The sequence below is a fragment of the Nitrosospira sp. Nsp13 genome (assembly GCF_900101945.1).
GTDB lineage: Bacteria > Pseudomonadota > Gammaproteobacteria > Burkholderiales > Nitrosomonadaceae > Nitrosospira > Nitrosospira multiformis_D.
The window spans coordinates 143,076-167,748 of the sequence record NZ_FMVD01000005.1 but is presented as its reverse complement, the minus strand read 5'-3'; the positions used below and the strand labels follow the sequence as shown (position 1 = coordinate 167,748).

Sequence of the window (24,673 nt, the reverse complement as noted above, 5' to 3'; positions counted from 1 at the left end):
ATCAGCCAGCCCACCGCGCGCTCAGCGCAAATCGAACAGGTCTTTGCTGATCCGAAGCGACCACTTCGTGTTCCTCCAGAACCACGTCAGTCATGTGCCCGGTAGCTGTCAGCTTGCGCGTATACTCCAGCGCATCGGCCAGTCGGCGCGCCTCGCCCGCGATACGTAAACGTCCTTTGGCGGCGTCAGGGCGGATGGCCAGCAGTGCGATCTCGGGCTGGGTGGTTTCTTCCAGTATCAAGAACAGCGTTGGCCACGGCCGGCCCAGCTCGCTCAGCACGGCGTTGGCCTGATGGACCTGCTCTTGCAGCGCTTTCTGAATTCCAGGGGAAGGTGGCACATTCGAGGTGCGAGCCGCGTGAGGATCATTTCGAACTCGCGATTGCAGATTTGTACGTTCGCTTTCCAGGTGGAGGTACTCCCAACCGGTAATGGAAAAAAGTAGCAGGGCTGACAGCAAAAGTCCCCACGCCCAGAATGGAACGGCATGTTGAGCCTTGGCGTGATCAAGATGGATTTTCATGTAGGTTGTTCCATCAGGACAACACCAGCATGGCGCCCGCAAAGACCCGGTCCTGGATTGGCGTCAATCCTGAAGGCCATGCCGGCGTAGCCATTTGGATTTCCCAGCCATTTCCTGCGGATACGAGATCGCCAGATTCTCCATCGACGAGCTCCGGTGCGCATAGCTGCAGCGAATGGTGGTCGTGTAGTCCGGCGGTAATCGTCAATCGATCCAGTATGCCGGGCAGGCTACTGCCCCAGTCATTTATTGCATAAACCTGTTGTACTCCGCACCAGCCTGTCTGCTTCCACGCCAGCAGACTGAGCCGTTCGGGCTCCGCCAGTACGAATATTCCATTTGGTGCCCGCAGGGTGCGATTCAAATGGTTGAATGCCGCCATCAGGTAAGGCTGAATCGAAATCAGCCGTGCCCCCGATGTAGCCACTGCATCGCGCAGGGTGACGACGAGTTCGCGGTCCACGGCGCTTGCCAGAGCGGGGTGGCCGGGTGCGGCATCACTTAGCCTGACATCCCAACCGGCGACCACATCGCCGTGCGCACGCTCAAAGGCGTGGCGTGTGAGTACATCCAGTTCTTCGCGGCTGCGTGCACTATCCGGATTGGGAACAATCGCATACCGCAGCAGGCGATTGGAAAGCATTGCCGTGACCCGCATTCCCCCTGCCTGCACTGAGCGCAAAATCTCGGGTAGTATGGATAGCGCGCCTCGCCAGGACGTGGTTTTATCCACGGCGCACGAAACCGTATCCTTGGCGGTGACATGCGGATGTAAGCCACCGGTTGCGTGCAGCCATACCACGCGATCCGGATAGATCGCCAGAACAAGCCGGTCACGCCACAAACGTGACACGATTGATCTCCTCGAGAGTGGTTTTGCCATCTGCCACGGTTGCCAACGCCGCCTCACGCAAGTTTTTCATGCCGCGCGCACGGCCCGCTTCTTTAAGTTTTCTTAACGGCTCACGGGCGATTATCATTTCCCTGAGTTCATCATCCAATGCCAGCAATTCCGCTACCGCTTTCCGGCCTCGATACCCGCTGCCACGGCACTGTCCGCATCCGCGGCCCCGGCGGAAACGGAAGTCTTTCGTGGCCTCCGGCAGCAAGCGGGACGCCGCCAGCAACTGCGCAGAAGGCTCATGGTCTTCAACGCAGTGCGGGCAGACCAGACGTACCAGGCGCTGGGCCATTACGCCGTTGAGTGCCGCCACCAGGCTGTAGGGCTCCACATTCATGTGCAGGAAGCGGCTGATCACGTCAAATACATTGTTGGCGTGTAGCGTGGTGAAGACCAGGTGTCCAGTCAATGCCGACTGCACCGCGATCTGGGCGGTCTCGGCATCACGGATTTCACCCACCATGATTTTGTCCGGATCATGCCGGAGGATGGAGCGCAAACCTCGCGCAAAGGTCAGCCCTTTCTTTTCATTGACGGGGATTTGCAGCACGCCAGGCAACTGGTATTCGACCGGGTCCTCGATGGTGATAATCTTGTCATGGCCGTGATTCACTTCGCTGATCGCCGCATACAGAGAAGTGGTTTTGCCGGAACCGGTGGGGCCCGTGACCAGCACCATACCGTAGGGTTCGCTTACGAGTTGGCGAAAGCCTTCGATGATGTAGTCATCAAAACCCAGTTGCGCCAGGGACAAGCCGGTGGCCTGATCCGACAGAGATTTGCGGTCGAGCACCCGCAGTACCGCATCCTCTCCATAGATACTAGGCATGATGGAAACCCGAAAATCCACGTCCCGCCCCTGCATCATCACCTTGAAGCGACCATCCTGCGGTACCCGGCGCTCGGCGATATCCAGCTCTGACAGGACTTTCACACGAGATACCGCCTGTTCGGCCATCTCCGCCCCCTGCATGGCGCCAACCTGTGCGAGGACGCCATCAATACGATATTTGATGACCAGCCCCGAGGCTACGCTCTCCATGTGGATATCACTCGCTCCACTTTTAAGCGCGTCATACAACGTAGAGTTGACCAGCCGGATGATCGGACTGGCATCCGCATTAATATTTTTTAGCGAGAGATGCTCTATATCGCCGGCGTGGGTTTTCCCGGTTTCCGCTGAAGTCAGCATGGCCCCGTCCATCGCGTGCAGACTCTCTTCGTGGCGCGCCAAATAGGCCAGAATATCGGCGCGATGGGCCAGGTAAAGATCGAAGGGTTCGTGTACGCATTCCATCGCCCAGTCGAAAAATTCAATATGAAATGGATCGGCCACAACCAGGCGTAGCCGTTTCCCTGGAGCGCGCAACGGGAGGCATTCATGCCGGGTTGCAAGTGTAAAACTCATGATGTCGAAAGCCGGGCTTAACGCATGCAGGGCTGCCATATCCATTGCTTGTAACCGTGCTGCGCGCGCCAGTTCGGCGACAAATTGAGCGACATCCAGTTCCGAATTGGTTTCCAGTACATCCACCACGGAACGTCCGCTACGTTGTGCCAGCAAGCGGGCCTCGGCAATGCCCTGAGGCGAGAAAAGCGTCATCGTGGCTGACGGCGTGCTCATTGCAGGCTACCCGCCAATTCAAAAATAGGCATGTACAGCATGAGTACCACGACACCTATCACGAGCCCGATAAAAATCATCAGCAGCGGCTCGAACAGGCGTGTAAACCATTCCAGCCAGCGCGCGATTTCTTCATCATGCAGCGTGGCGATATGCTCCAGCATGGGACCCATCTCGCCACTTTTTTCTCCGACCCGGAGCATGCGCAACGATACGGGTGTGACCAGTCCGGCGGCTTCCATCGCCTCGGAAATGGCGCGGCCTTCACGGATCAGCGCGCTGGCGCGGGTGAGGCTGACGTGAAAGGAAACGGCTAGCAGTCCGCGCGCCATTTCCAGTGCCTGCGACACCGTGATGCCGCTCACCAGCAGCATGCCCAAGGTGCGGTAGAAGCGAGCCAGCTGAAAAATTCGCATCTGTTCACCAATCATGGGAAGGCGCCATAGCAGTCCCACCAGATAGCCGCGCACTTCCCGTATCGACAGTGCGTAACCCATGGCAGTAATAGCAATAAGCGCGGATATCAGGATGGTGTTCCCATACTGATCGATCAATCCCGCCCAGGCCAGCACCATGCGCAACATCCAGGATTGTGAAGTTCCGGCATCCGCATAGATCTGGGAGAATCGCGGCACCACGTAGCCAAGGAGAAACAGGATTACCAGGCTGCCGACCGTTATCAGGAGAAATGGGTAAATCGAGGCAGCCACCAGTTTCTTCTTGAGTATTTCGACCTGCTGCTCGTAGCCGATATAGCGCATGAGCGCCTCCGGCAGGTCACCGGTTCTTTCGCTGGCTCGTATCATGGCCGAATAGAGGAGCGGAAACTGCTTGGGATGGCTCGCCAGCGCGGCAGAGAATGTCTGGCCTGCGTATAGGGCATCGAGTATGCCTTGCAACGTGGCCCGTACTTCAGGACGGTGCTCCTTTTCGGCAATGCCCTCCAGTGATTCGATCAGGCCGAGCCCAGCTTTCATCAACGCATACAGTTCCCGGCTGAACAAAAGCAATGGAAATCGCCCATGCCTTCCCATGCGCAGCTTATCGGACCGTGCTTCCGTAGAGATGACTTCGTATCCCTGGCTTTGCGCTTGCCGGGCGGCATCCTCTTCATGCGGAGCATCAAGATCCAGCGATATCAATTGACCGGCGGAAAGGGCGCGAACGGTATATCGCATTTTACCAATTGACGATATCCACACTCTCTTCATCGCCCCCGGGTTGGCCGTCCTTGCCTAAGGAAGACAAGTCGTACTCGCCATGCTCGCCAGGGGCCTTATAGAGATAAGGCCGTCCCCATGGATCATTGGGAACGGCCTTCTGGAGGTAAGGACCCCCCCACTTCGGCTCAGCCGCCGGTCGAACATTCAGCGCCGCCAATCCCTGTTCACCGGTGGGATAATGGCCAACATCGAGACGATACTGGTCCAGCGCTTTTTCCAGGGAATTGATCTGGGCACGAGCGGTCTTTACTTCCGATTTGCCAAGCTGGGCGAAATACTTGGGTGCGACATACCCAACGAGCAAGCCAAGAATGACGAGAACAACCAATAGCTCCAGCAAAGTAAATCCGGATTGATCCCGGCGTTCCAGAATATTTCGGTGTTCAAGCATATATTTTTTGCCTTAAAGCGGATTCGGTCAGATCCGGTGCCAGTCTCCCGATGAAATCATAGGCATACGCGCGCAGATAGTGTCCACGCCGCACGGCGATGCGGGCAAAGTTGGATCCAAATAAATGACCTGCGGGAATAAGGGCCAGGGAAACATCGCGCTCGGGACTGAACGCCAGAGATGAGACAACGCCTATCCCCAGCCCAAGCCCTACATACGTTTTGATAACGTCGGCATCCATCGCCGTAATGACAATATCCGGTTCAAGATTAGCTTTACGGAACGCATGATCCACATGAGATCTGCCAGTAAATGAAGGATGATAGGTAATCACCGGGAACTTGCTTAAATCTTCCAGCGTCACCTTATCCACTGCCAAAAGAGGATGATCATTCGGAACGATGATTCCATGCTCCCATTCGTAGCAAGGGAAGCTGATCAAATCCGGGATCTGGGCGAGCGTTTCCGTGGCAATACCGATGTCAGCGTCACCGCTGAGCAGCAGTTCAGCGATTTCCTTGGGACTTCCCTGGTGCAGGGAGAGATGAACCTCGGGCACGTCCAGCATGAAGCGCTTAATGACATCCGGGAGGACATAGCGGGCTTGCGTATGGGTGGTTGCAACTGTCAAATTTCCTTTTTTGCGTCCCGAAAACTGCGAAGCCACCCGCTTGATATTCTCGGCATCGAGCAATATGCGATTCACCACTTTCAGAAGATCACTGCCTGCCTCGGTCAATCCCACCAGACGCTTGCCAAAACGAGAAAAAATCTCGACGCCGAGCTCATCCTCCAGTTCTTTCAACCCCTTGGAAATGCCTGATTGGGAAGTAAACAGCGCCTTCCCCGTCTCGGTCAGATTGAAGTTTTGCCGAACTGTTTCACGAACGATTCTTAATTGCTGAAAATTCATAAGCTAGAATTTACGTGGTTATTGAAGAGATATAAAGTTATAAAAAAATGTTTCAATATGAGTTTTTGTGATAAGAACATGCCAAACTGGATGCCCGTAAATTCACCAACAGGCCTTGCCATCGGTGCCGTGAAAGTGATTGAAAGTGCGTCGCGAGGATCTGGGATCATCATCAGGGGTTCGCAGAGCGCACACCGAGGGGTTTTATACGGTTCTGATCGAGGTTGTCGCGGTAATCCTGAAAAATGTTTTCGAGTTCAACGCGTTTAATCTGGGTGAAAGGCTCTGCTCGCAAAATACTGGTAAAGCCTTCCGGTCTCTCGACATGATTGATCAGCTCACGTCCGAACTGATATAGTTGTTCGTTTTTACTGGAACAAATTGCCAAGGTGGCGTCCAGCGCTGTTTTCTCCGAAGCCATTGTCTTGAATTGACGCTGGGTTTCCAGTTGCAATGCACTGACCTCAGCCAGCTCGGTTCGCGTCTGCCGCAAATTGCTTTCGGCCTCTTTCAGCCTGGCTTCAAGGTCGGCAGCCTTACCTTGTTCCTTCGCGTAATCCTCCGTCAGGCGCTTGTTCTTTCGTGAAAATCCATCCAGATTTTGCTGCGCTTCATTTACTCGCTGCTCCTGCTCCTTTAGCTTGTTGCCCAGCTCGGTATTGGCCTGTTCCAGTTCCGCTGTTTTTGCTTGAGCCTGTTTGATGGCCTGCTGTGTACGGCGCTGCGCTTCCCGTTGCCGCGTTTCTTTTTTATCGGCGGACCACGCCGGTGCCGTCGGGCTCATCGGAAATATGAATAAAGCCATGACCATCCAGGTGATATTCGGGAAAAAAGAAGATCGCAATAGGTTGGAAAACACCTTAGAACCTCGCGGTAAGATCGATTTGAAGAATATCGATACCCAGTTTTGGTCCGATGATCTGATTGGCGGTAAGCCAGCGCCCGGTAAACCAGACGTTATCGGCAATCGCATAAGCGGCGCCTCCAATCCAGCCTTGGGCATTCGTGCCGCCCATATAAAACTCGGAATCGGTAAAACCATCAAGCAGCGAATCGGATTCCATGCGTTTGAATGCACCAAACAGCAGCCAGTCATGGCGTTTCGCCGCGAGCAACTGGCCCATGTCCTGAAGCATGGTCGTGCCGATGTCGAGGCGCACTTGGTAGGCTGTGTTGCCTTCCTTTCCGGTCAGGTTCGCACCGCGCTGTCGCATCTTGCCGGGGTCGAAACCAAGATTCCGTGCATAGTCGCCCATGAGGCGAATGCGCACAGGATTAAATGTGGCCAGGTCTATTCCGCCGGTCAGGTTCAACTGATGAAATTCGGATGCCAATCCATATACGCCTCCGGCATCCAGTCCGGCAACGGGTGGATTATTAAGTTGTATCAAGGTATTGCCCTTTTGTCGCCACTGCACCGCGGTGGTGTTTAAATTTACATCGCCATTCAAAGGACTGATTTTTCCAGTCATGTTTTCATAGTGATAGTAGGCTGCCGCCAGCGTAACTTTGGATTGAGGGTTCATATTCCATTCCAAGCCGCCCTGCCCACCAAATAACCATTTATCATTCTTTGCCAGATCGACCTCCTGGATGGGGAATACACCGCCAGCCCCGAATACCAGCAAACGGTCGTTGACCTTTGGCCTCGCTGAAAACATGACTCCGTCAAAGTTCAGATCGGGATCCCACACCATATCAGTACGGTAAAACGGATTGGCTACCTTCCCGCCACTGAGAAGCAGCCAGTCATTCGGCCTGTAGTTGATATAAAGCCTGTCGAAAAATGCGGCAAACGAACGATCGCTATCGCCGAGCGTCTGATTCGCCGCTACCGGATTTTCACTTGCCCCATTCGTTGCCAAACGGACTCCGGCAGTGAAGTGATCCGTAAGTTTCACATCCACGGCGAGTCTGGCCCTCACGCGCCAGCGGAGGCGATCTATTTGGGTATTGTCCACATCAACCCCTGCCAGTCGGAATACCCCTGGCGGGGCATTTGCTTGGGAAAAAAAATCGGTGTCATAACGCAGTCGAACATCCCCGCTCCAGGTAAACCGATCCAGCCATGATGGAAGGGGCTTGCGGTCCCCCCAATGTTCGTTCTTGGCCTGTGCCAGCACATCCTGCTTGATTTCCTCGCGCATTTCCTGCTTGACGAACTCTGGAACGTACTGCATGCGAATGACTTTTCCTTTATCTTCACCACCTTGCAGTGCCTGCTCACCAGTGAGTTTTTGCGGCGCATCGTTTGTTTTAGGCGAAACCTCTTCCACTACTTGTTTCAATAAAATATCAGCCTTCTCCTTGGAAAGAATTCCTTCCTGCACCAGCAGATTCACCAGTTTGACCGTACTCGCGTCAGCTATCACCATGCCTGAAGACAGCAGGCTGAAGATGCCCAGGATTATTTGTAGTAAATATCTGATTTTCATATTATCTCTTGCATCGTCATTCATCAGCCGCCCGCTGATCGGGAGGTGATTCTCAATCTCACGGGTTGCGGCATGTTTGCCGGAGGCGGTTCTGAAAGTGGCGCGATATTATTCAGCGCTGCCTTGATCAACCCGTCTATCTGGGCGTTCCCGCTGCTCCCTTCCAATTCGAAGCGCTCAATCTTTCCGTTCCCGGCAACCCAGACCTTGACCACCAGCCGGTAATCCCCCTTGGCTAGATCTCTATCCTTGGCCAAAGCACTTTCGATCTGGCCTTTAAGCAATCCGGTAAACCAGGAGAACGGGTCTTTGCCGCCGATCGTGGTGCCTCCCTGGTACTCATTGGTGACCGTACCGGCCTGAAACGGACTTGGGCCGTCACCCGCCGCCCCTTCCATCTTTAAAGCTTCGGCCGGAGGCTGGGGCGCTTCCTGCGGCTTGGGCTGCTCAACCTTCATCTCCTTTGGCTGCTCCTTAGGTGGTTCTTTTGGTGGCGGGGGAGGCGGCGGAGGCGGCGTATCGGGCATGATCTTTATGGTGGTCGCCGCTTTCTTGGGGCTGGTATTTCCCGTCATCAGGTTCTTCAAAGCCAGGCCGATACCTGCCACCACCAGTAATAACCCCAACCCGAGCGCAATGCGTCGCAGCCAGATCTTGCCCCCTGCCGTCCTTTTCGCCGTCCCTTTAGCTATGGGCATCGATATGCCTTGAAGCTGGCCGCCCATCAACTTCCTATTTTTGCCGTCACCAAACCCACATTCTCAATCTCCAGGCGCGTTACCAGGTCCACCACGGCAATTACTCCCGCATAGGACGCTTTGGCATCGCCCTTGATCATTACGGCAAACTTGGGGTCTCGCGCTTTGGTTGCACTGAGGTGGGTTTCGAGTTCGGCGAGACTCACCCCTACGCCGTTCATCAACATGCTCCCGCCCTCCTGTACCTGGATGATTTTCACTTCATGCTGCTCTGTGCTGGGTTTGCTGGAGGGCTTGGGGAGGTTCATGGTGAGACCCTGCACACCCGCGGTCGTCATCAAGATGAAGATGACTAGCAGTACATACGCAAGATCCAGCATGGGCGTGATGTTAATGGTGTCGTAGGGTTGCGATTCGTTCTGTATCTGCATTACTCGGAACTCTTCTTAGTGACCAGGCCAATCTCCGTAATGCCCAGTTTCTTGCAGATCTCGAGCACTTCGGAAACCTTGTCGTAATGTGCTGCCGCATCGGCTTTGAGTACCACCGGCAGAGAAGGATTGTTACCTTTGAATTCGCTCAGGCGCTGTTCCAGCATCACCATATCCACAGGGTACGCATCCAGGTAAACCGCTCCATCCAGCGTGACGGTGATCGCACGAGTCTGCGGCTGGGCCAGGCTTGCCGTGTTACGCGTGTGCGGCAGCTCTACCTTCACTCCCTGCACTGATGCTGTGGTCATAATGATGAATATCACCAGCAACACATAGGCAAGATCCAGCATCGGCGTGATGTTGATCTCGTCGTAAGGCTGGTTGTCTTCCTTGACATCACCAGACATGATTCAGTCCTTTCTTAGCGTCCATACAACTCGGCGACCCGGGTTACGAATTCATCCACGAATATCTGCATATCAGTTGTGATGTTTTTGATGCGGCTGGCCAGGTAGTTGTAGCCAAATAACGCGGGTATCGCGACCGCCAGACCGGCGACCGTAGCCAGCAGCGCTGCAGCGATTCCGGGGGCGATGGCATTGACGTTCACATCGCCCGCCGCGGCGATTGCGGCAAAGGTAATCATCACACCCACTACCGTACCCAGTAGTCCCAGGAATGGGCCGCCGGATATGGCAATGGTGAGCAGCACCATGTTGGCGTTCAGCTTTTTGTTTTCCCGTATGAGATTGGCATCAATCGATGCCTTGATGGCGTCAATGGATGCACCCGTCAGCGTAAGTTCATTGCCGTTGGTGTAGCGTTTGCGGATTTCCCTCAGCCCCGCGCCGTAAAGATGGAATAGAGTGGAATCGGGATAATTTTCATTCTCGTCAAGTGTCAACAGATCATCGCTGCCGGCATTTGCGAAACGATCGAGGAACAGACGGTTGCCGCGATCCGTGCGAACAACCAGCTTGCCCTTCACAACCATAACAGCCAGACTGATCGCAAACATGACGGCAAGAATAATAATCACCACCCACGCATCTACGGTCAGGCTTTGAAAAAGAATGCCGAAATAGGAAACGCTTTCATCCTCTTCTTCGCCGTCAGTGGAAGGTTTTCCGATTTTTAGCAGCTGGCTGTCCATTCCCTGACCTGCCGCGGCCAGCTTGAACCAGTCCTCACCGCGAGCGACATTGGCTATTTGAATCTCATCGAGTTCGCCGGTATAGCCGGCACCGATCTCCACGCCGCCCTGCGCATCCGGCAGCGTAAGATCGCCTGTCCCTACCGGTGCGCCGTTCACATACAGCGTGGCCTTGCCTGCGGTTGCCGTGACGGCCACATGCTGCCAGGCTGCGGCCTTGATTTCACCGCCGGAAATGACAGTCGCACCAGACGCCAGTACCAGCTTCTGGTTGTCGATTCTGAGGGAAAGCGGTTCTTGGCGGTACAGCACTGCCTGCTGAGGCAGCGCGCCCGGTTTGATCCAGGCGGAATACGAAAAATTACCTCCCGCTCCCAGTTTGAGCGCAGGCGCAGGGTGGATGCTAAGAGGCTTTCCATTGAACACGGCTGCCGCGCCAAGCAAGGCCGCCTTTTGCACGGCTATTTCACCGGTTGCCGCCAACCCATTCGCTGAGGCATCCTGCAGCAGCGCTTTCTCGCTGAAATGGAAAACGGCCGCAGTCCCTGAATCCCAGCTGCTCTTGTTGTCAGCTGCGCTGGTAGCCGCCTCGTTACCGTAATAGAGCCAGAAATGTGCCGACTTATCCGCCGGATTAATCTGAGGGAGCAGCACCCAGATCACCGCCAATTCGTTGATGGAATCAAATTTCTCGATATGAAACTTGAGTTCGGTCTTGTCATCCGACGCGACAAATCGCAGATCGGCGCCATCTGCATCTGCATCCAGAAAATTGAAGTTGCCTGAATGCAGGCGTACTGCCACCGGCACCTGATCCACCGCCGTCCCCCCACCTTGCGGATTAAGTGTGATTTTTGCTCTGGCGGGCCATGCCTCGTCCCAATAAGCTCCCGCAACCGGAGAAAATGAAATGAAGTGCAAGGCCAACAATAAGAAAAATACTTTATTCATCAGGCTATATATCCTTGATAATTCGAGCTGAACCGGCATGCGCTACATCTCGAGCAGTACTTTGAAATGCACACGCATATCTCCGGTCTGGATGTTGGTGGTGCTATTCCTGAAATTCCGTAAAGGCCAGGCAAAATCAAGTGCGCCGCTGAAAGCGCTAAGCCCCCTCAGGCCCTTCAGATTGTCCGGCGACCGGATCCTCATGCCAAATCCCGTACTCATGATGCCGTATGACAAATCGGTGTCCAGGGTCTGGTAGTTATGGGTATAAGCACCGTCGACGAATACAAGCATTCGCCAGTCAATCAGATCCCCCGGCAGACGGGGGGTTTGCAGCCCCACCGAGCCTTGAAAACCGTTGTCACCGAGTAGTTGGGATTCCGGGTAGCCGCGCACCGTCTCGACCCCCCCGGCGCTAAACTGTTCATTATTGACGAGCGGCTGATTGGCTATCTGTGCGGATACTCTTCCCGACAGAATAAAATCCTTCGGCAGGGTTTGCTGGCGCTGCAAATCGGATCGAAGGTAGATGAAATCAGCTTGGGCGCCATGCCGTTTGCACTCGAACTGATCTTCATAAACTCCTGGTATGCACTCTATCCTGCGCTCACTCAAAGGGCGTGTTGAGAAGTGGACTCCCAACCCCAGTTGCGTGGTGCCGCTTGTATCCTGCTGGGTGCCGTTGTACTGGAGGCTGATCGGGAAATAACGTATCGGTGTGTTGAGGCTGTCCGTTCCCAGTTGCACCGCCTGTTTGAAATTTTTGTAGTCGAAGCCTAGGGCCAGGCTATGGTAATAATTATCCAAACCGGTTAACGGCAGAACGAGCCGGGTTCCGACGATATCACCCTTGCCAATCACGTTTGTACTACCCAGGACCGCGACATTGCTATCCGCGTGGACGCCATAGACGGCGAGCATGATGCCGCTGTTTCCGAGGCCCATCAGGTAGGTTCCCGAAAAGACCTGAACCTCATTAAGATTTTCCGGCGCAATCTGATATTGAGCATTCAGGCTATGCCGCCGCTGCCAGAGGTTGTCATAACGGAGGGTACCAATCAGCCGCAACCGGCTGGTATTGGGACTGAAGCGATCATTCAACTCCATGCTTGCGTAAAGTGGAGATCGATCCTTGACGTTCAGATCGACGTCTACGGTGCCCGGTGTTGTACCGGCGCGCAGTACAGGCGAGACACGCAGGGCGGCGGAACGGTTCAGCGAGGCCATTTCTTTCTGAACCACCGGAAAATTGGGAACGCTTCCTTCGGCAAGGGAGGGCACCGCTTCACGAATGAGTCCCAGCGAGTAGTAACGCGAGTCTTTGATGCGTAAACGTCCCACCTTGCCTTCAGTAACGCTTAATCTAACGACACCATCCTTGACATCCTGCTCGGGAATATCTACAAAGACCGTGACGAAACCGCTGTCCTTGTATGTCTGCTCCAGCGCCTTGCGCGCCGCCTCCAGGTCGTCAATTGTTTTTTGCTCTCCCATAAAAGGGTAAATAATCCTCTCCACGACCATCTGTGGTAATACGGTGTTTCCTTCAATCTGAATATCGAGAATATCGAAAAGTAATTTCTTCTCGGCATCAGCGATTTCCGTACTTGCTTCACGGGCAGGCTGAGGCGTTTCCGCTGATATGGAAACGCTTGACCAGAACCCGAATTCAGCGGTTAGTGCGAACAAGCAAAATATCCTGAAATTATGAAACACTCGGTGACCCAGTATTGTTTCCTGCCTCATCAATACAGCGGCGGATAGGCGTGCGACCGCGCTCGCTTTAATGCCAGATGCATATGAGAATAAATTGCGTTAGCATTTCGCTCGAATCTCGAAGCGGGCTGCGGCTGCCTGTCCTTAGGACCTTATTCAATTGATGAATGCGTTGTTACAAAATTATTCAAATCATCGTCTGACTCATATATGCCGTCATGGGGGAAGGCCTGCGGAAATGCGAAAAAAATTCATTACGCATGGATATCCGCTAAATCAACCAAAAGTCATATCATGCGGACATTCCTTCATTAAGCATTCAGACGGGATAGCAATATACGATTGAAGCGGATTTAAATGAACCTACAAAAAATGGTTTTAATATGAATTTTTATGCTAAGGGAATTCATGGGCTCTTCTCTAAAAGAGGCCAAAAATAGAAGATGCGATTCGGTGAAGGGAAGGTGGTGGCCGCCGGCTTTTTTGCCAGGCTTGCCTGATAAGGAAGGGAATTAGGGACCGGCGCGATAGATGAACTTAGGGCCTGTTAACACTTATTTCGCACCCGCGACGGCGACGGATTTTATTCAGCACGAGGCATGAGCCGCGCAGCGGAGCAGGCCTCCGTAAGCGGCGAGTAACGAAGGGCTGGATGAAATCCGTCCCGTCCCTTCGGGTTGCGCACAAAAAACGTGGATGCCGCGTTACGAAGCTTGGCCATAGGTTACTATGGCCTGCGCTTCGCGCCTTGCCTCCGCGTTTTTTGTGTAGCAACGCGGGTGCGAAATAAGTGTTAACAGGCCCTAAATCTCTCAGTTGACTTGACCCTTGCCTTCTGGGGAAGCTTTGCTGCCGGATCAGGATGATGGAAATGCGAGCAGCGTACCGAACCCGAATTTCGGGGAAGTTGGGTCGGAGTGATCAAAGGGGTGAAGCGTTTCCTATAGCTTCGCCTATGGATAATTATTCGCCCAGACCCAGCACTTCAACGCGAATAAATGAAGGCATGAGCTGGCGTGTGTTGGACAGACTGGAATTATTGGTACTTGCCGCACCACGCCCGAAATCATCGACAGTTCTTGTAACTGACGCTCCAACACTGGACCCTGCAGCCGCGGCGCCGGCCAGTACGCCGCTATCCGAAACCGGAGTCCCCGTTGCCACGCCGCCAACACGAATATTATCCGCGCCCACTACCTGCACCGCTGCAACATTCAGGTTGCCAGCTACGCGAATTCCCGCATCCCCCGCATCGACGATACCCCTGGGCGCCAGCAGATCGACGGAACCCACAGTGGTTCCGGCGCCTGTCAGCAATTGACCGATGCCGCTGCCTGAGACCGCGCCGCTGGGATTGACAAATATGTTGCCATTGGCATCCGTCTGTATCACAGGCGGCGGCGCCGCCGATGCAGTTTTCGCTCCTCTTCCGGCATCGATATTCCCGTCGGAAGACCACAGCAGAATGTCACCTCCCTGCAGCGTGAGGATACGTGAGCGATTGACGGTGAAATGCTCCTTGGCAAAAGCACGGATAGCTCCCTCGCCAAACGCCATGATACCCAGATTGGCCGCCGCCGGAATATTGGGTCTGACAGACTCATCGATTTTCAACGCTCCCAGTTCAGCCGGAGGGTTGGTCAGCCCTACCACCACCGATCCGCCGGGCGCCAGCAGCGAGATATCGCCGCCCTGTTCGGTTTTGATCTGGCTGAAAAAGAGATTGATATCGCCGGCATAATCGGATGCCGGGAACAAGGTCTGGATGGCGTCGTAGCCGCGGTCATAACTGGCGCCGCTGAGATTATGCTCCAGGCCGGTAGTCCTCAATTCGCTGTATAGAACCTGGGAGACGAAAGGCAGCTTCTGTTGATCGGGCAAGGAGCGGAACGCTGCGAGCGCTTGTGCATCCGTCAGACCGCCCTGGCTGGTAAGTTGCCTCATATAGGCGGTCAGCGCCGCCGGATGCGTGCCTGACTGCGTGGCGCCCGCCACGAGGTACCGGTCTATGAAGGCGGTGTAATTGGGAGTGCGTAATCCCCCGGTCGCTTCGCTGCCCAGGCCCGCTGCCGCGACGATGCTGGCGCCACCCGCCGGCAAGCGCGCGTCGTCGGTGCTGCCCCGGGTGGTCACACCCGCGCTGTTGCCCAGGTCAAGGTTGCGTCCTGCCAGTATCTCCAGCAAACCCGGCCCTCCCACGCGGATACGGTCATAATTGCCAAGCAGTTTATTGCTGATTGCGTCCTGTCTGATGTCGAAAATAATATCGCGGCCGGCCTGAAGCAGAGTTAAATCATCCACATTTAAATTTTTGCTATCCAAATTGAGATTACTGATATCTTTGCCGGCAATGAATTGCGCTTGCTTGGGCAGGATAATCAGTTGGCTGTCACCTAAAATACTGCCCGTCTCGGCAATAATGCGGGCTGGCTGAGTATCATTTCTATATAAGGGAAGGATGGGCAAAGCAGCAGTATCCAAATGAATGTCTGCACTTAAACCCGGGATTGTGGAAGTGCCGACGGCATTCAAAAATGGAGCCGGCCTGAGCGGGTTGGCAACGCGACTGGGATCGGCTTCATATATTCGTGTCATGCCACCAAAGGTGACGTTGCCATTGGCCAGCAGAGTCAACCCACCACTGGGAGAAGGAAATAGACGGGTCTCATTGACCTGCACATTTCCCGACAATGCTACGGCCTCAAGGCCTGCAGGATAGACCTGCAAGTTCGGATTTTTGAAGCCAGCCTTGGTTAACCCACTAGCGGGCAAGCTGTCCAGGATCGCGCCAACGTTGTTATTTAGCGTCAGATTGCCCGCAACACTATCAAGATTAAGCTTGCTTGTCGCTGAGTAGGTATAGAAAAACGTGGGCGTATTGTTTAGATTGTTTCCGAGTGTGTTAGCGCGAGCAGCAGGCAATGTCGTAGCGTTCAACACTCCTTCCAGTGTAGCATCCTTGCGCGCCCGAACATCGATTTTGCCGTCGCCCAGCACCAGCAGCGTATAAACAGGGGTGGTATCAGAGGAAGATCCGTCAGCGGTATCCTGTACGGTACGTGCGGAACCCAGCGATCCGCCGGCGCTGATCAGTGCATGGCCGCGATCAACCTGGAACATGCCGCTGTTGACATCCCCGCCTGCCAGCAGGGTCAGATCGCCGCCGCCCTGTATCACCAGGTTGGCGGGATCGGGGACGGAACCGGCCGCACCTGCGAGCCGCCCGTTGGTTGGAATCACGGCGGAGAGGTTATTGATGTTATTGCCGGCTTTTACCGCGATATCGCCGCCGCCCAGTGCGCCGATCCCTTGTTGGAAGCTGGCAAAATTGACCCACCAGGTCGTGTTCTGGTTTGCGGCTATGGTGCCATCGCCATCGGTGTTGACTTTGCCGCGGCGCCATAGCCAATCGGCGACCAGTTGCTTGCTGGGCGCGCTGGTAATGTCCTGTCCCGCCTGGATACTGATATCCCCGCCACCCACAGTGTAGTTTGCGCCCAGCGATGCATTCAGGCGATTGACAGGCAGCTTGAACAGATCTGGATCGATCGCGATACCCGCTGTTCCAGCCGTATAGATCACCGAAGCGGAGGCATTGGGCTGGGTAAAGCTATCCGTGGCTTGGTCGTAGCCAAGCCGTACATCACCCGCGGCCACGACATCGATATCGCCAGTGCCGGTGCGTATCAGCTTGCCGGGTGCAAGAATGAAATGGCCATCCGGCGTAGTAGTAACACTCAATGGGTCCGCGCCGGATAAGTCTGCGCCCCCAACCAGCCGGTAGGACCACGAGGGGCCGGTCCCCAGTGCGGCGCCCGGCGCAGCTGTGGCAAAGCCATCGCTTATACTGCCTTTGACGATCAGATCGCCGCCTGCACGCAGGGTTAGCACGCCCGGTTCGTCTCCGGCACGGCTGGCCGAATAGAGATTCCAGTCGCTGTCGACTGTCAGGTTGCCGGGGGATAGAACTTCCACCCCGGGCCGGATGTGGAAGGTACTGTCGCCGCCTTTGCCCAATGTAGTCAGGATCGTATTCTTGTGAGCCATGAAGCTTGCAATATCGGCATCGATCTGACCGAACCCTAGCGTGGTGCCGTTCGTGGCGCCCGCGGTCAGCGTATCTACGTTACGGTAAACTTGGACTGCTTCCAGCACTGTGGCGGAAGTGCCCTGGATAGCCGAATTCAGCCCACTCACCGCCACGCCATCACCTGCACCGCTGCCGGTACGCGGTGCGCGCAGCAGCACTTCGCCCCCCCCACCTCCTGTGCCGGCGCCGACATCGATCTGGCTGCCGGTTTGAAGGTCGAGCGTGCCCGCTGCCGTGCCCAGCACGACTTTTCCGCCCTGCTCGCCGGTCGCTGTCGCATCCGCGCGCAAGGTCGCGCCATTGGCCAACGTCATAGTATTTTTTGCATAAAGCTCGATCCGCCCGCCGGTGGCGCCGCCAGCGTCGATGGTGCCAGCAACGGTAATGGCCCCCTGGTCGGCACTAAGCTTGTACTGGTGGGCGTGCACGATATCGGAGGCCGCTATCAGAATGTCGCCGGTGCGAATACGTGCATCGATCGATTGGGTAAAGCCCCCGGCAGCCAGCGACTGGTTCAACGCGGAGTAGCTGCCCAGGTTCCTGACATCGAGTTCGAACGTGCCTTGACGCTTACCGAGAGCATCGGTGCCGGCTCGCAGATCACCACCCAGGAACAGGGTGCCGTGCCCGGCCTTGATGGATAAAGTCCCGGCATCGCTGCCATTGCCGCCCACGTCACCATCGGCCGCGTCTGTCGCGCCGGCGAGATCAACCACGGCGGCGGATAGCGTCCCGGCCGCTGCTTTGATATCGACGTTACCGCTGGCGGACTGGAGGCTCACTTTGCCTGCGGGGGCATAAGCGCTTATCCCCCCCAGTTTCTTCTCGACGCCCGAGGCTTCGATGCGCGAGCCCGCCTGCAGGGTAACGTTGTCCTCGGATTGATCACCGGTGGCTTGCAGTGTCAGTTCCCCGGCGCGTACCGAGATCAAGCCGCCCTGGCTGATTTGTGTGCCGCTGATCGCAAGTTTTCCGCCTATGCCGGCTTCCACCAGTGCTGTACCGGCGCCGGTACCCGTACCTGCTTGATCGATATCTACCCTTCCATCCACGTTGGTGATACTTTGGTCCGCGCCGGTCGATGCGCCCAGTCGCGCCGATTGCAATTGCAGATCGCCCGCATTCGCCAGATCGAGCTTGCCATCACCGGTCGCTACAATATCCTTCCGCGCCTGGATATGTACGGAGGAGAAGCCATTGATGTGTTTTTCGCCTTCACCGATGAACAGACGGCCGGAGCTGGGCGCATCGCCATTGAGCGCAAGAACGGTCAGGCTGCCGCTGCCGTCGCTCGTGCACGCCGTGGCGCAAGCCGCCTGATTGAGGTTGGTCAGATTGACGGAAGCCGCCTGCAATAGTTTGTTATCGGCACCATGACCCACCAGCCCCCAGCCATCGAGATGAAGATTGTCGAGACGCGGCTTGCCATCCGCATCGATACTTCCCAAGACCAGGGAGCCATACAAATCGATGGTGCTGTAGCTGCGCACGGTCAGTTCGGTGAGTTCGCTAAGGCTTGACAGCAGCGAGGAGCTCAGGTTGAGACCGCCGCCCGGCGTACCAGCGGGCGTATCGCCCATACTGACCCTGCTTGACGAGAGCGCGATGGCGTGGGCGTCGATGCGGGCGGAAGGTGCGATCCGGCTATCCGCCGCGGCATCCAGGATAACGCTGCCGGTGCTCGCGATCCTTGCCTGATCTTCCACGATCAAGGTGCCCAGCAAGGCTGCTGAGGGATCTGCGATCACACGGTTGAAGTTGGGCTGAGGCGCCTCCGCGACGCGAAGCAGGGCGCCATCTCCGTTCACCTGCAGCGCGCCGGCGCTGTTATCCAGTGTTCCCTGGCTGCGAATGGAGCTGCCGGACCTTGCGACGACTTGCTGCTTTGCCGCCAGGATGATTTCCGGCGCGAGCAGGGTGGCCGCCGTGCTATTGCGCAGTTCGACCCGCTCGGCGCCCACTGTGAGCTGATCGCCTGAAGAAGAGGTGGTGCGTCTCCCGCCTATCAGCAGGCTTTGGGCGCCTAGGCTGTTGAGTCCCGAAGTCTGCAACTGTAACGTACCGTCGTCCGGACCCAGACTGTCCACCAGACTGATGGAGGGGGCTTCCACTGATACCTCGCCACCACGGCCATCGCGCACAATGGCGTTACCCTTCGCATCCTTCCCAACGACGAAGGTGGCCGTGCTGAAACCGATAGTGCCATTCAATAATAGTGCATCGGTGGCGGCAAGCTGGAGCTGTCCAGCGTCCGCGGCGATTCTGGGAATGACCGCTCCGGCGGAAACTGCCGTTTCAGAGAAAAACTGGTTCGAGAAACTGTCGTTATATTGCGATTGCGTTCGTACTACGCTGCCAGGCGTGACGTGAAACAGGGAGGTTCGGCTGTCGGCAATATCCGTGCCTGCAACTGCAGTACGCCCGGCTACGATACTGGATCCATCCATCTGCGCGAACACGGTCCCGAGTGGAAGATCCTGGTACCCAAGTGCGGCGGTAAGCGCGGGAAGCGGCATATCCCGTACCCCCTTCACGGTGGAAATCGCGTACGCGCCCGGCAACAGGGCGTAACGGGCCGGAAGCAGCACATAATAGCCCGCTGCCAGGCCGGGCACGCCGCTCAGATAGACCGTGTCACCGACGCTCACCCCGGAGCCGATCTGATACTGATGGTCGAGCGGAGCAAATACCGATGGTGAGGTGGTTGAACTGAAGGCGGGGAGAATGGCCGCGGTATAACGGCTATCCAGTACATCCTGCGAACCGCCCGGTCCCGCCACGAATTCATACGCATACAGGTCGCCGCCGCCGGAAAGATCAGCCCTTGCACCACTAGCGATAGTCACGGCGGGCGCATTCAAGGATATTTGCTTCGCTAACGGTGATGAGATGAGGTTTGATGTTGCCGGGTCGACCTGGTACACCCAGGATTTTCCATTCTGCACGTTGCCGAAAGGGATTAGCTTGCCATCGCCGGATACCGAGGTCACGCTGCCATCCTGCAGTGTGACGCCGCCGGTCGCATTGAAGGCGATCTGCCCCAGCGGCGCACGCACTACCCCGGCCTGGTTGATGGTAGTGGCGTTGACCGTAAGCTTGCCGCCCGCTGAAAGCGGTGTGTCACTCAGGCTGCTGCCATTGGATAAGAAGGTTACCGCACCAGGCGCATAGGCGCCCTCCGGATTGAGGGTGAAATTCGCCCGGGTTACAGGGTAAAGCTGAGCCGCCTGGAATATCAGGTCACCGGCGGTTTTGAGCGAACCCGTAAAATTGGTAGTTGAATCGGTCAAGCTGTAGGAAAACCGGATATCGCCGTCGCTGTGATAGCGTGCGGTGGAAAATCCGTCGAGTAGGCTGTTGCCGCGGATATCCACCAGCTTGGCGCTGACTGTCAGCGTCGCATTGCCAGTTGCCGGGTCGCGTACCGGCAACGTGCCTGCCCCGGGCTGGTTTTTTCCATCGAAATTTCCCAATGCCACATATGCCGCTTGCAGGTTGGCGGATGCGCCCGGATTTCCCCTCAGCACCGGCGCATCCAGTATCAGGCTACGCTTGGCGCCGAGATCCACGCTACCATCGATTGCGATTACGTCCGTGCTTTTGAGTTCGATCTGGTCGAATCCCCCGGTATGGAGCTGGCCAGCGCTGATCCGAGCAGTGCCATTGGCGGGTGAGGTCGGCAGGCCCGTGGCTGGATCCGAAGTGAGGGTCAGGATACGATCCTGGGTCGGAAAGAAGACTATGCTACCACTAATCGAAGCATTGGGATTTTGGGAACGATCGTATAAATCCAGCCCGATGAACAATCTGCCTGCGGCGCTGCCCGGAACGGGTGCTGCTTTACCAAGCAAACTACCGTTGACAGCCATGCCCTCCCGTGCCTGCAGGCTGATTTCACCTCCCGCTCCGGCAATGGCGATGGTTTGCACGCCTGTGGTAGTGAACTGATCTATCTCGCCCCTGGCTCCGGAAACATCGATCAATGATCCGGACTCTAGAATCAGATCGCCTTTATTCGCGCTTAAGATTACGCTGCCCGCGTCCAGCATCCTGCCCTTACGTAGGCCGTCCGCACTATCCTTCCGGATCTGTGCCACACTGCCTGTCTGTAGCCTAGCACTACTGCCCAGCAGAAGATGCTGATTGATTACGAATCCTTCACCTCCGGCAACGTCATCGGATCCGACGATCACTCCTGGTGCGACCCGCAGGCTGATATGACCCGCCGGCGCATCGATGGTACCCAATACCTTTAGATTTTCGCGGGCTGAAAGCGATACCGAAGCGCCGGGGTCTGTGATGATGGATGCGCCCGTCCCCATGGTCAGGTTGCCCAGCCCCAGCCGGCTCAGGGCGCTGGTCGATGCCAGCGTCAGGCTAACCGGGCTGCGGAACAACTCATCCAGCGTACCGATGCGGCTGAAAGCCGACATGGCGGTTCCAGTCGGCCTGATCAGGTAGCTCGCGTCCGGTATCCAGTTCTGCATTTGCGGGCGGATCTGCGTACCGGCCACAATCTCCAGGTTGTTTACACCAGTCAGGCTATACGACGCAAAGCCGCCTTGGCGGAAGGCGGCCGGATCGACCCAGTATTCCCCGGTGTTTCCTGAAGGCGCTCCGCCTATCCTGACCGTGGGGGCAGTGACGGCGAGCGTGCCGCCGTCGAATAGTCCATAACCCAGCAGTCTTCCCTGCATTTCAACCGTGCCCAGCATATTGCCGGCGTTATCAACACTCGTCGAATTCAACTGGATGTTTCCGCCCTTTCCCGCAGTCAGTTTGTTATTACTATCCACCCATCCGCCGCCGGATACATCGATCTGGCTGCTGGCCCCGACCACCACATTCTTGAGGGCGGTCAAAGTCACCTTTCCGCCGTCGAGCAACAGGGGCGCATTATCTGCGGTGGCGAAAATAAGCGGAGAGTTGTTGACCCATCCACCGCGCACGTCGATTTGCGTGCCCGGAGCCAGGTGAACGCTATCTTCCCGGCTTTTCAGGCTGACCTCGCCTGAAAGAATAGTGATGTTGCCGGCTACATTAATGTCCGAGGTTGCCAGCGCGGAAAAGGCTCCGCCGGGCGAAAGCCGCAAATCCGCGGCAGTAGGGAGTGTGATCGTGTCATTGCTGAACAAGTGCAGGCTGGAGAAACCGCCCTGTTTTATCAAATCAGTCGATAGCTGCAGGCTTTGCCGGGATTCAGGCGGCGCTGGGGTACCAGAATCGAATCCCTGCGGTAGGCTGGGAGCCGACTGGCTTAGTACAATGTTCCGGGCGCGGAAATCCGGGGTTTCCCCTCCGTTTACTTCCTGGCTGGCTTCGCCAATCACCAGCGTGCCACCCTTGGGCAGGTCGGCCTCAATGCGCTGCAACAGTCCCGGGGTTGCATGCGCCCGCAACGCCCCTTGCAGTGCCGCCCAAGGCGTACTTACGGAGATCGTCCCCGCGGATTGTCCTTCCGTGTATCCCTGCAATACCGGGCGGGGTGTCGCCACGATGGTGGTGGTACCCCATTTGCCCGACGTGACGGTATATCCGTCCGCAAAGCCGACGTAATTGATGTCGATGGGTGCGTCGGCGATATTGTAGATTCTCCCATCGCTCCCCAGCAGCGTCGTGGTGCGATCAAGTCCCTGTTGATACTGGATGGTGCCGCCGGAGACATCGAGGATGGAGCCATCTTTGGTGATCACATCACCGCCCGAATCCAGCGAAATACTGCCGGCCTGCGTGAGTTTTTCGGAAACCCCACGGCTGAGATTATTACGGAATGGAGTGATGTCCGCCAGCGGAGTGCCTTTGCGGAGATCGACCGTGACCGTTTTGCCTTTCAGAAAGCCGTTGCGTTGCAAGGGGGCATCCTGCAACTCGTTCGAGCGCAGCTCTACTTGAACCAAATTGCGTTCGGCGGAGAGCTGCACGCCTTGCAAACCGGAAGCATCAATGCGGCTGGCCGTGTCGAGGTAGATGCGACTGCCGTCGGGCTCGATGAGTGCCGGCTTAGCGTTATTGCGATCGCGAATCCGGTCGTAAGGATTATCTGCCGCCAATGCGCTTACGTTGCCACCCGGTGCAATAATGGAGGCGTTCCCCTGCAGGGTTATTTCTTTGCCGACTAATGACACTGCTGAGGGTAGGAAAACCTGAGTATCGGTGACGGTTTTTTTGTCAGTCGCATCGGCGATGATCTCGGTGACGCTACCATGGAACAACGTTAAAGTGCCGCCCTGATTGGGCAACAGTTTGTTGCTGCCATTTTCCGCAACATTGACAAATCCAGCGGAAAGGCTGCTATCCAATGGGTTTCGCCGCGAAACGTCCCCGGCGGACAGTTGAATAGATCCATTGGCATTCACCGAAGTCGTTGCAGTCAGGCGGCCGGATTGATTCACCAGCAGCCCCGCCAGGGTGATGTTGCCGCGTTCCGCCGTGATTGTCCCCTGGTTGCTGGCGGTTGAATTGGTTAGCCCGCCCGCATCCACCTCGATGAGCAGGCCACGCAGCGCCGGGTCGCTACTGGCGGCCAGATAGACGGTTTTTCCAGCGCCCAATATGGCCTGCCCGTCCGGTGTGCTGATCTTTCCTTGATTGGTGACCGTGGGCGCCAGTAGCATAATGCGCCCGCCGTTGGCGGTAGCGAGAATGGCACCCGGTTTGATTTCGATATTGCCGGTGAAACCTGTCCCACTTTCAAATACTGCCGGGAATGTATTATCTATTACACCTGTGTTGCCCGTGAGTAACCCTCCAAGATAAGTTGAATCCTTGATATTGAGAGTTGACGCGACCAACCCGCCAACATCGACCTGTGCGCCGTTGGCAAAGAGAACGCCGTTCTGGTTGATCAGGTAAACTTGACCGTTCGCTCTTAATTGTCCGGCAATCGTGCTGACATCCGGTCCCCACACGCGGTTCAGGGTAGACGCGGTGACGCTGGGCTGGTCAAAGACCACCGCCTTGTCGGCGCCGATATTAAAATCTTTCCAGTTGAGAATGGCTTGTTCGCTTAACTGGTGCACCGTCATGGTGTGGCCGTTGATCTCGGGCATGCCGCCATGACCTATCTGGCCGTGGCCCACGAAAGGCAGATCGCCGCCAGCGCCGCATGCACCGCCCGCGCAAGGCGTCGGCAATGACGCCGGGTCGATGGCGTAAGCTACATTCGACCATGCCTGCATCACCGCGCTGGCCGCCCACAGCAATTTGAAGCTAGTGGTTAATCGGTGACGCAAGTGCTCGGGACGGGAGCATTTGGCCAAATTGTGTCGCGGTGATTTCATGTGGTAAACCCTTTAACCAGAATTCGGCAGTTGTAGCGGTATCGCTAACACGGCGAAAATCAACATATATAAAAAATTCATTATGGATCATGAAGCTATCAAGAAAATGACGATCAATTACAGAATTCAGGATTAATCTTTATCCAACGTGGGGCGGGATTGTCGCGAATAAAAAAATTCCTGAAGTAAGCACTTTCAACCAGTTATAAACACGGCGGATATTTGCTGTTTTAGCAGTCATCTCTACCGATCAAAAACCGAAAAATCCCCACAGAACGTGGGGATCTCAAGCCAAAACGCCTTGCAGGACGCAGGGCTCCAACCAGAACCCCGCAGAACGC

14 protein-coding genes are annotated in these 24,673 nt (G+C 56.1%); all 14 read right to left on the bottom strand.

Translation table 11 applies throughout. From position 1 onward, the window contains the following. Position 1: 1 nt before the first annotated feature. Positions 2-523 carry a PilN domain-containing protein gene (locus tag BLO43_RS08160; protein ID WP_090906646.1) on the bottom strand — a complete coding sequence of 174 codons (522 nt, stop codon included), beginning with the start codon at positions 521-523 and terminating at the stop codon, positions 2-4. A 13-nt stretch (positions 524-536) separates the two neighbouring features. Continuing rightward, the gene (locus tag BLO43_RS08155; protein WP_090906645.1) at positions 537-1,376 is read right to left on the bottom strand and encodes a hypothetical protein; all 840 of its coding nucleotides are present in this window, start codon (positions 1,374-1,376) and stop codon (positions 537-539) included. Beyond that, on the bottom strand, positions 1,357-3,048 hold the full coding sequence (locus BLO43_RS08150) for a GspE/PulE family protein (protein ID WP_254773391.1): 1,692 nt from the start codon (positions 3,046-3,048) through the stop codon (positions 1,357-1,359). Before BLO43_RS08150 ends, BLO43_RS08155 begins: the two co-directional genes overlap by 20 nt. After that, positions 3,045-4,226 (bottom strand): type II secretion system F family protein, encoded by a 1,182-nt coding sequence (locus BLO43_RS08145; protein WP_090906643.1) that lies wholly within the window; start codon positions 4,224-4,226, stop codon positions 3,045-3,047. The genes BLO43_RS08150 and BLO43_RS08145 overlap by 4 nt, the downstream gene beginning before the upstream one ends. Position 4,227: 1 nt before the next feature. After that, a complete protein-coding gene (gspG, locus tag BLO43_RS08140) occupies positions 4,228-4,662 on the bottom strand; it encodes a type II secretion system major pseudopilin GspG (RefSeq protein WP_090906642.1) in 435 nt (144 codons plus the stop codon). Next, a complete protein-coding gene (locus BLO43_RS08135; protein WP_074631079.1) occupies positions 4,655-5,575 on the bottom strand; it encodes a CysB family HTH-type transcriptional regulator in 921 nt (306 codons plus the stop codon). The genes gspG and BLO43_RS08135 overlap by 8 nt, the downstream gene beginning before the upstream one ends. Positions 5,576-5,747: 172 nt before the next feature. Beyond that, entirely contained in the window at positions 5,748-6,380 is a 633-nt protein-coding gene (locus BLO43_RS08130) for a hypothetical protein (RefSeq protein ID WP_090906641.1), read from the bottom strand. A gap of 55 nt (positions 6,381-6,435) precedes the next feature. Beyond that, entirely contained in the window at positions 6,436-8,010 is a 1,575-nt protein-coding gene (locus tag BLO43_RS08125) for a putative porin (protein WP_175443897.1), read from the bottom strand. Positions 8,011-8,033: 23 nt separating this feature from the next. Then, positions 8,034-8,735: a TonB C-terminal domain-containing protein gene (locus BLO43_RS08120; protein ID WP_090906639.1), complete on the bottom strand. Its 702-nt coding sequence runs from the start codon at positions 8,733-8,735 to the stop codon at positions 8,034-8,036. Then, entirely contained in the window at positions 8,735-9,139 is a 405-nt protein-coding gene (locus BLO43_RS08115) for an ExbD/TolR family protein (RefSeq protein ID WP_090906638.1), read from the bottom strand. Before BLO43_RS08115 ends, BLO43_RS08120 begins: the two co-directional genes overlap by 1 nt. Beyond that, positions 9,139-9,549: an ExbD/TolR family protein gene (locus BLO43_RS08110; RefSeq protein ID WP_074631083.1), complete on the bottom strand. Its 411-nt coding sequence runs from the start codon at positions 9,547-9,549 to the stop codon at positions 9,139-9,141. Before BLO43_RS08110 ends, BLO43_RS08115 begins: the two co-directional genes overlap by 1 nt. Before the next feature lie 14 nt (positions 9,550-9,563). Beyond that, entirely contained in the window at positions 9,564-11,246 is a 1,683-nt protein-coding gene (locus BLO43_RS08105; RefSeq protein WP_090906637.1) for a DUF2341 domain-containing protein, read from the bottom strand. Between the two features lie 42 nt (positions 11,247-11,288). Then, the gene (locus BLO43_RS08100; RefSeq protein WP_175443896.1) at positions 11,289-12,935 is read right to left on the bottom strand and encodes a ShlB/FhaC/HecB family hemolysin secretion/activation protein; all 1,647 of its coding nucleotides are present in this window, start codon (positions 12,933-12,935) and stop codon (positions 11,289-11,291) included. Between the two features lie 990 nt (positions 12,936-13,925). Further along, complete coding sequence (locus tag BLO43_RS08095) at positions 13,926-24,332, bottom strand: filamentous haemagglutinin family protein (protein ID WP_090906635.1); 10,407 nt, start codon at positions 24,330-24,332, stop codon at positions 13,926-13,928. Positions 24,333-24,673: the final 341 nt, after the last annotated feature.

Bases quoted from the DNA above. Each gene is read 5' to 3' on its own strand.
- BLO43_RS08110 (WP_074631083.1), bottom strand. From the start codon at position 9,549: ATGTCTGGTGATGTCAAGGAAGACAACCAGCCTTACGACGAGATCAAC.
- BLO43_RS08115 (WP_090906638.1), bottom strand. From the start codon at position 9,139: ATGCAGATACAGAACGAATCGCAACCCTACGACACCATTAACATCACG.
- BLO43_RS08150 (WP_254773391.1), bottom strand. From the start codon at position 3,048: ATGAGCACGCCGTCAGCCACGATGACGCTTTTCTCGCCTCAGGGCATT.
- gspG (WP_090906642.1), bottom strand. From the start codon at position 4,662: ATGCTTGAACACCGAAATATTCTGGAACGCCGGGATCAATCCGGATTT.
- BLO43_RS08105 (WP_090906637.1), bottom strand. From the start codon at position 11,246: ATGAATAAAGTATTTTTCTTATTGTTGGCCTTGCACTTCATTTCATTT.
- BLO43_RS08125 (WP_175443897.1), bottom strand. From the start codon at position 8,010: ATGAAAATCAGATATTTACTACAAATAATCCTGGGCATCTTCAGCCTG.
- BLO43_RS08145 (WP_090906643.1), bottom strand. From the start codon at position 4,226: ATGCGATATACCGTTCGCGCCCTTTCCGCCGGTCAATTGATATCGCTG.
- BLO43_RS08095 (WP_090906635.1), bottom strand. From the start codon at position 24,332: ATGAAATCACCGCGACACAATTTGGCCAAATGCTCCCGTCCCGAGCAC.
- BLO43_RS08130 (WP_090906641.1), bottom strand. From the start codon at position 6,380: ATGGCTTTATTCATATTTCCGATGAGCCCGACGGCACCGGCGTGGTCC.
- BLO43_RS08135 (WP_074631079.1), bottom strand. From the start codon at position 5,575: ATGAATTTTCAGCAATTAAGAATCGTTCGTGAAACAGTTCGGCAAAAC.
- BLO43_RS08120 (WP_090906639.1), bottom strand. From the start codon at position 8,735: ATGGGCGGCCAGCTTCAAGGCATATCGATGCCCATAGCTAAAGGGACG.
- BLO43_RS08160 (WP_090906646.1), bottom strand. From the start codon at position 523: ATGAAAATCCATCTTGATCACGCCAAGGCTCAACATGCCGTTCCATTC.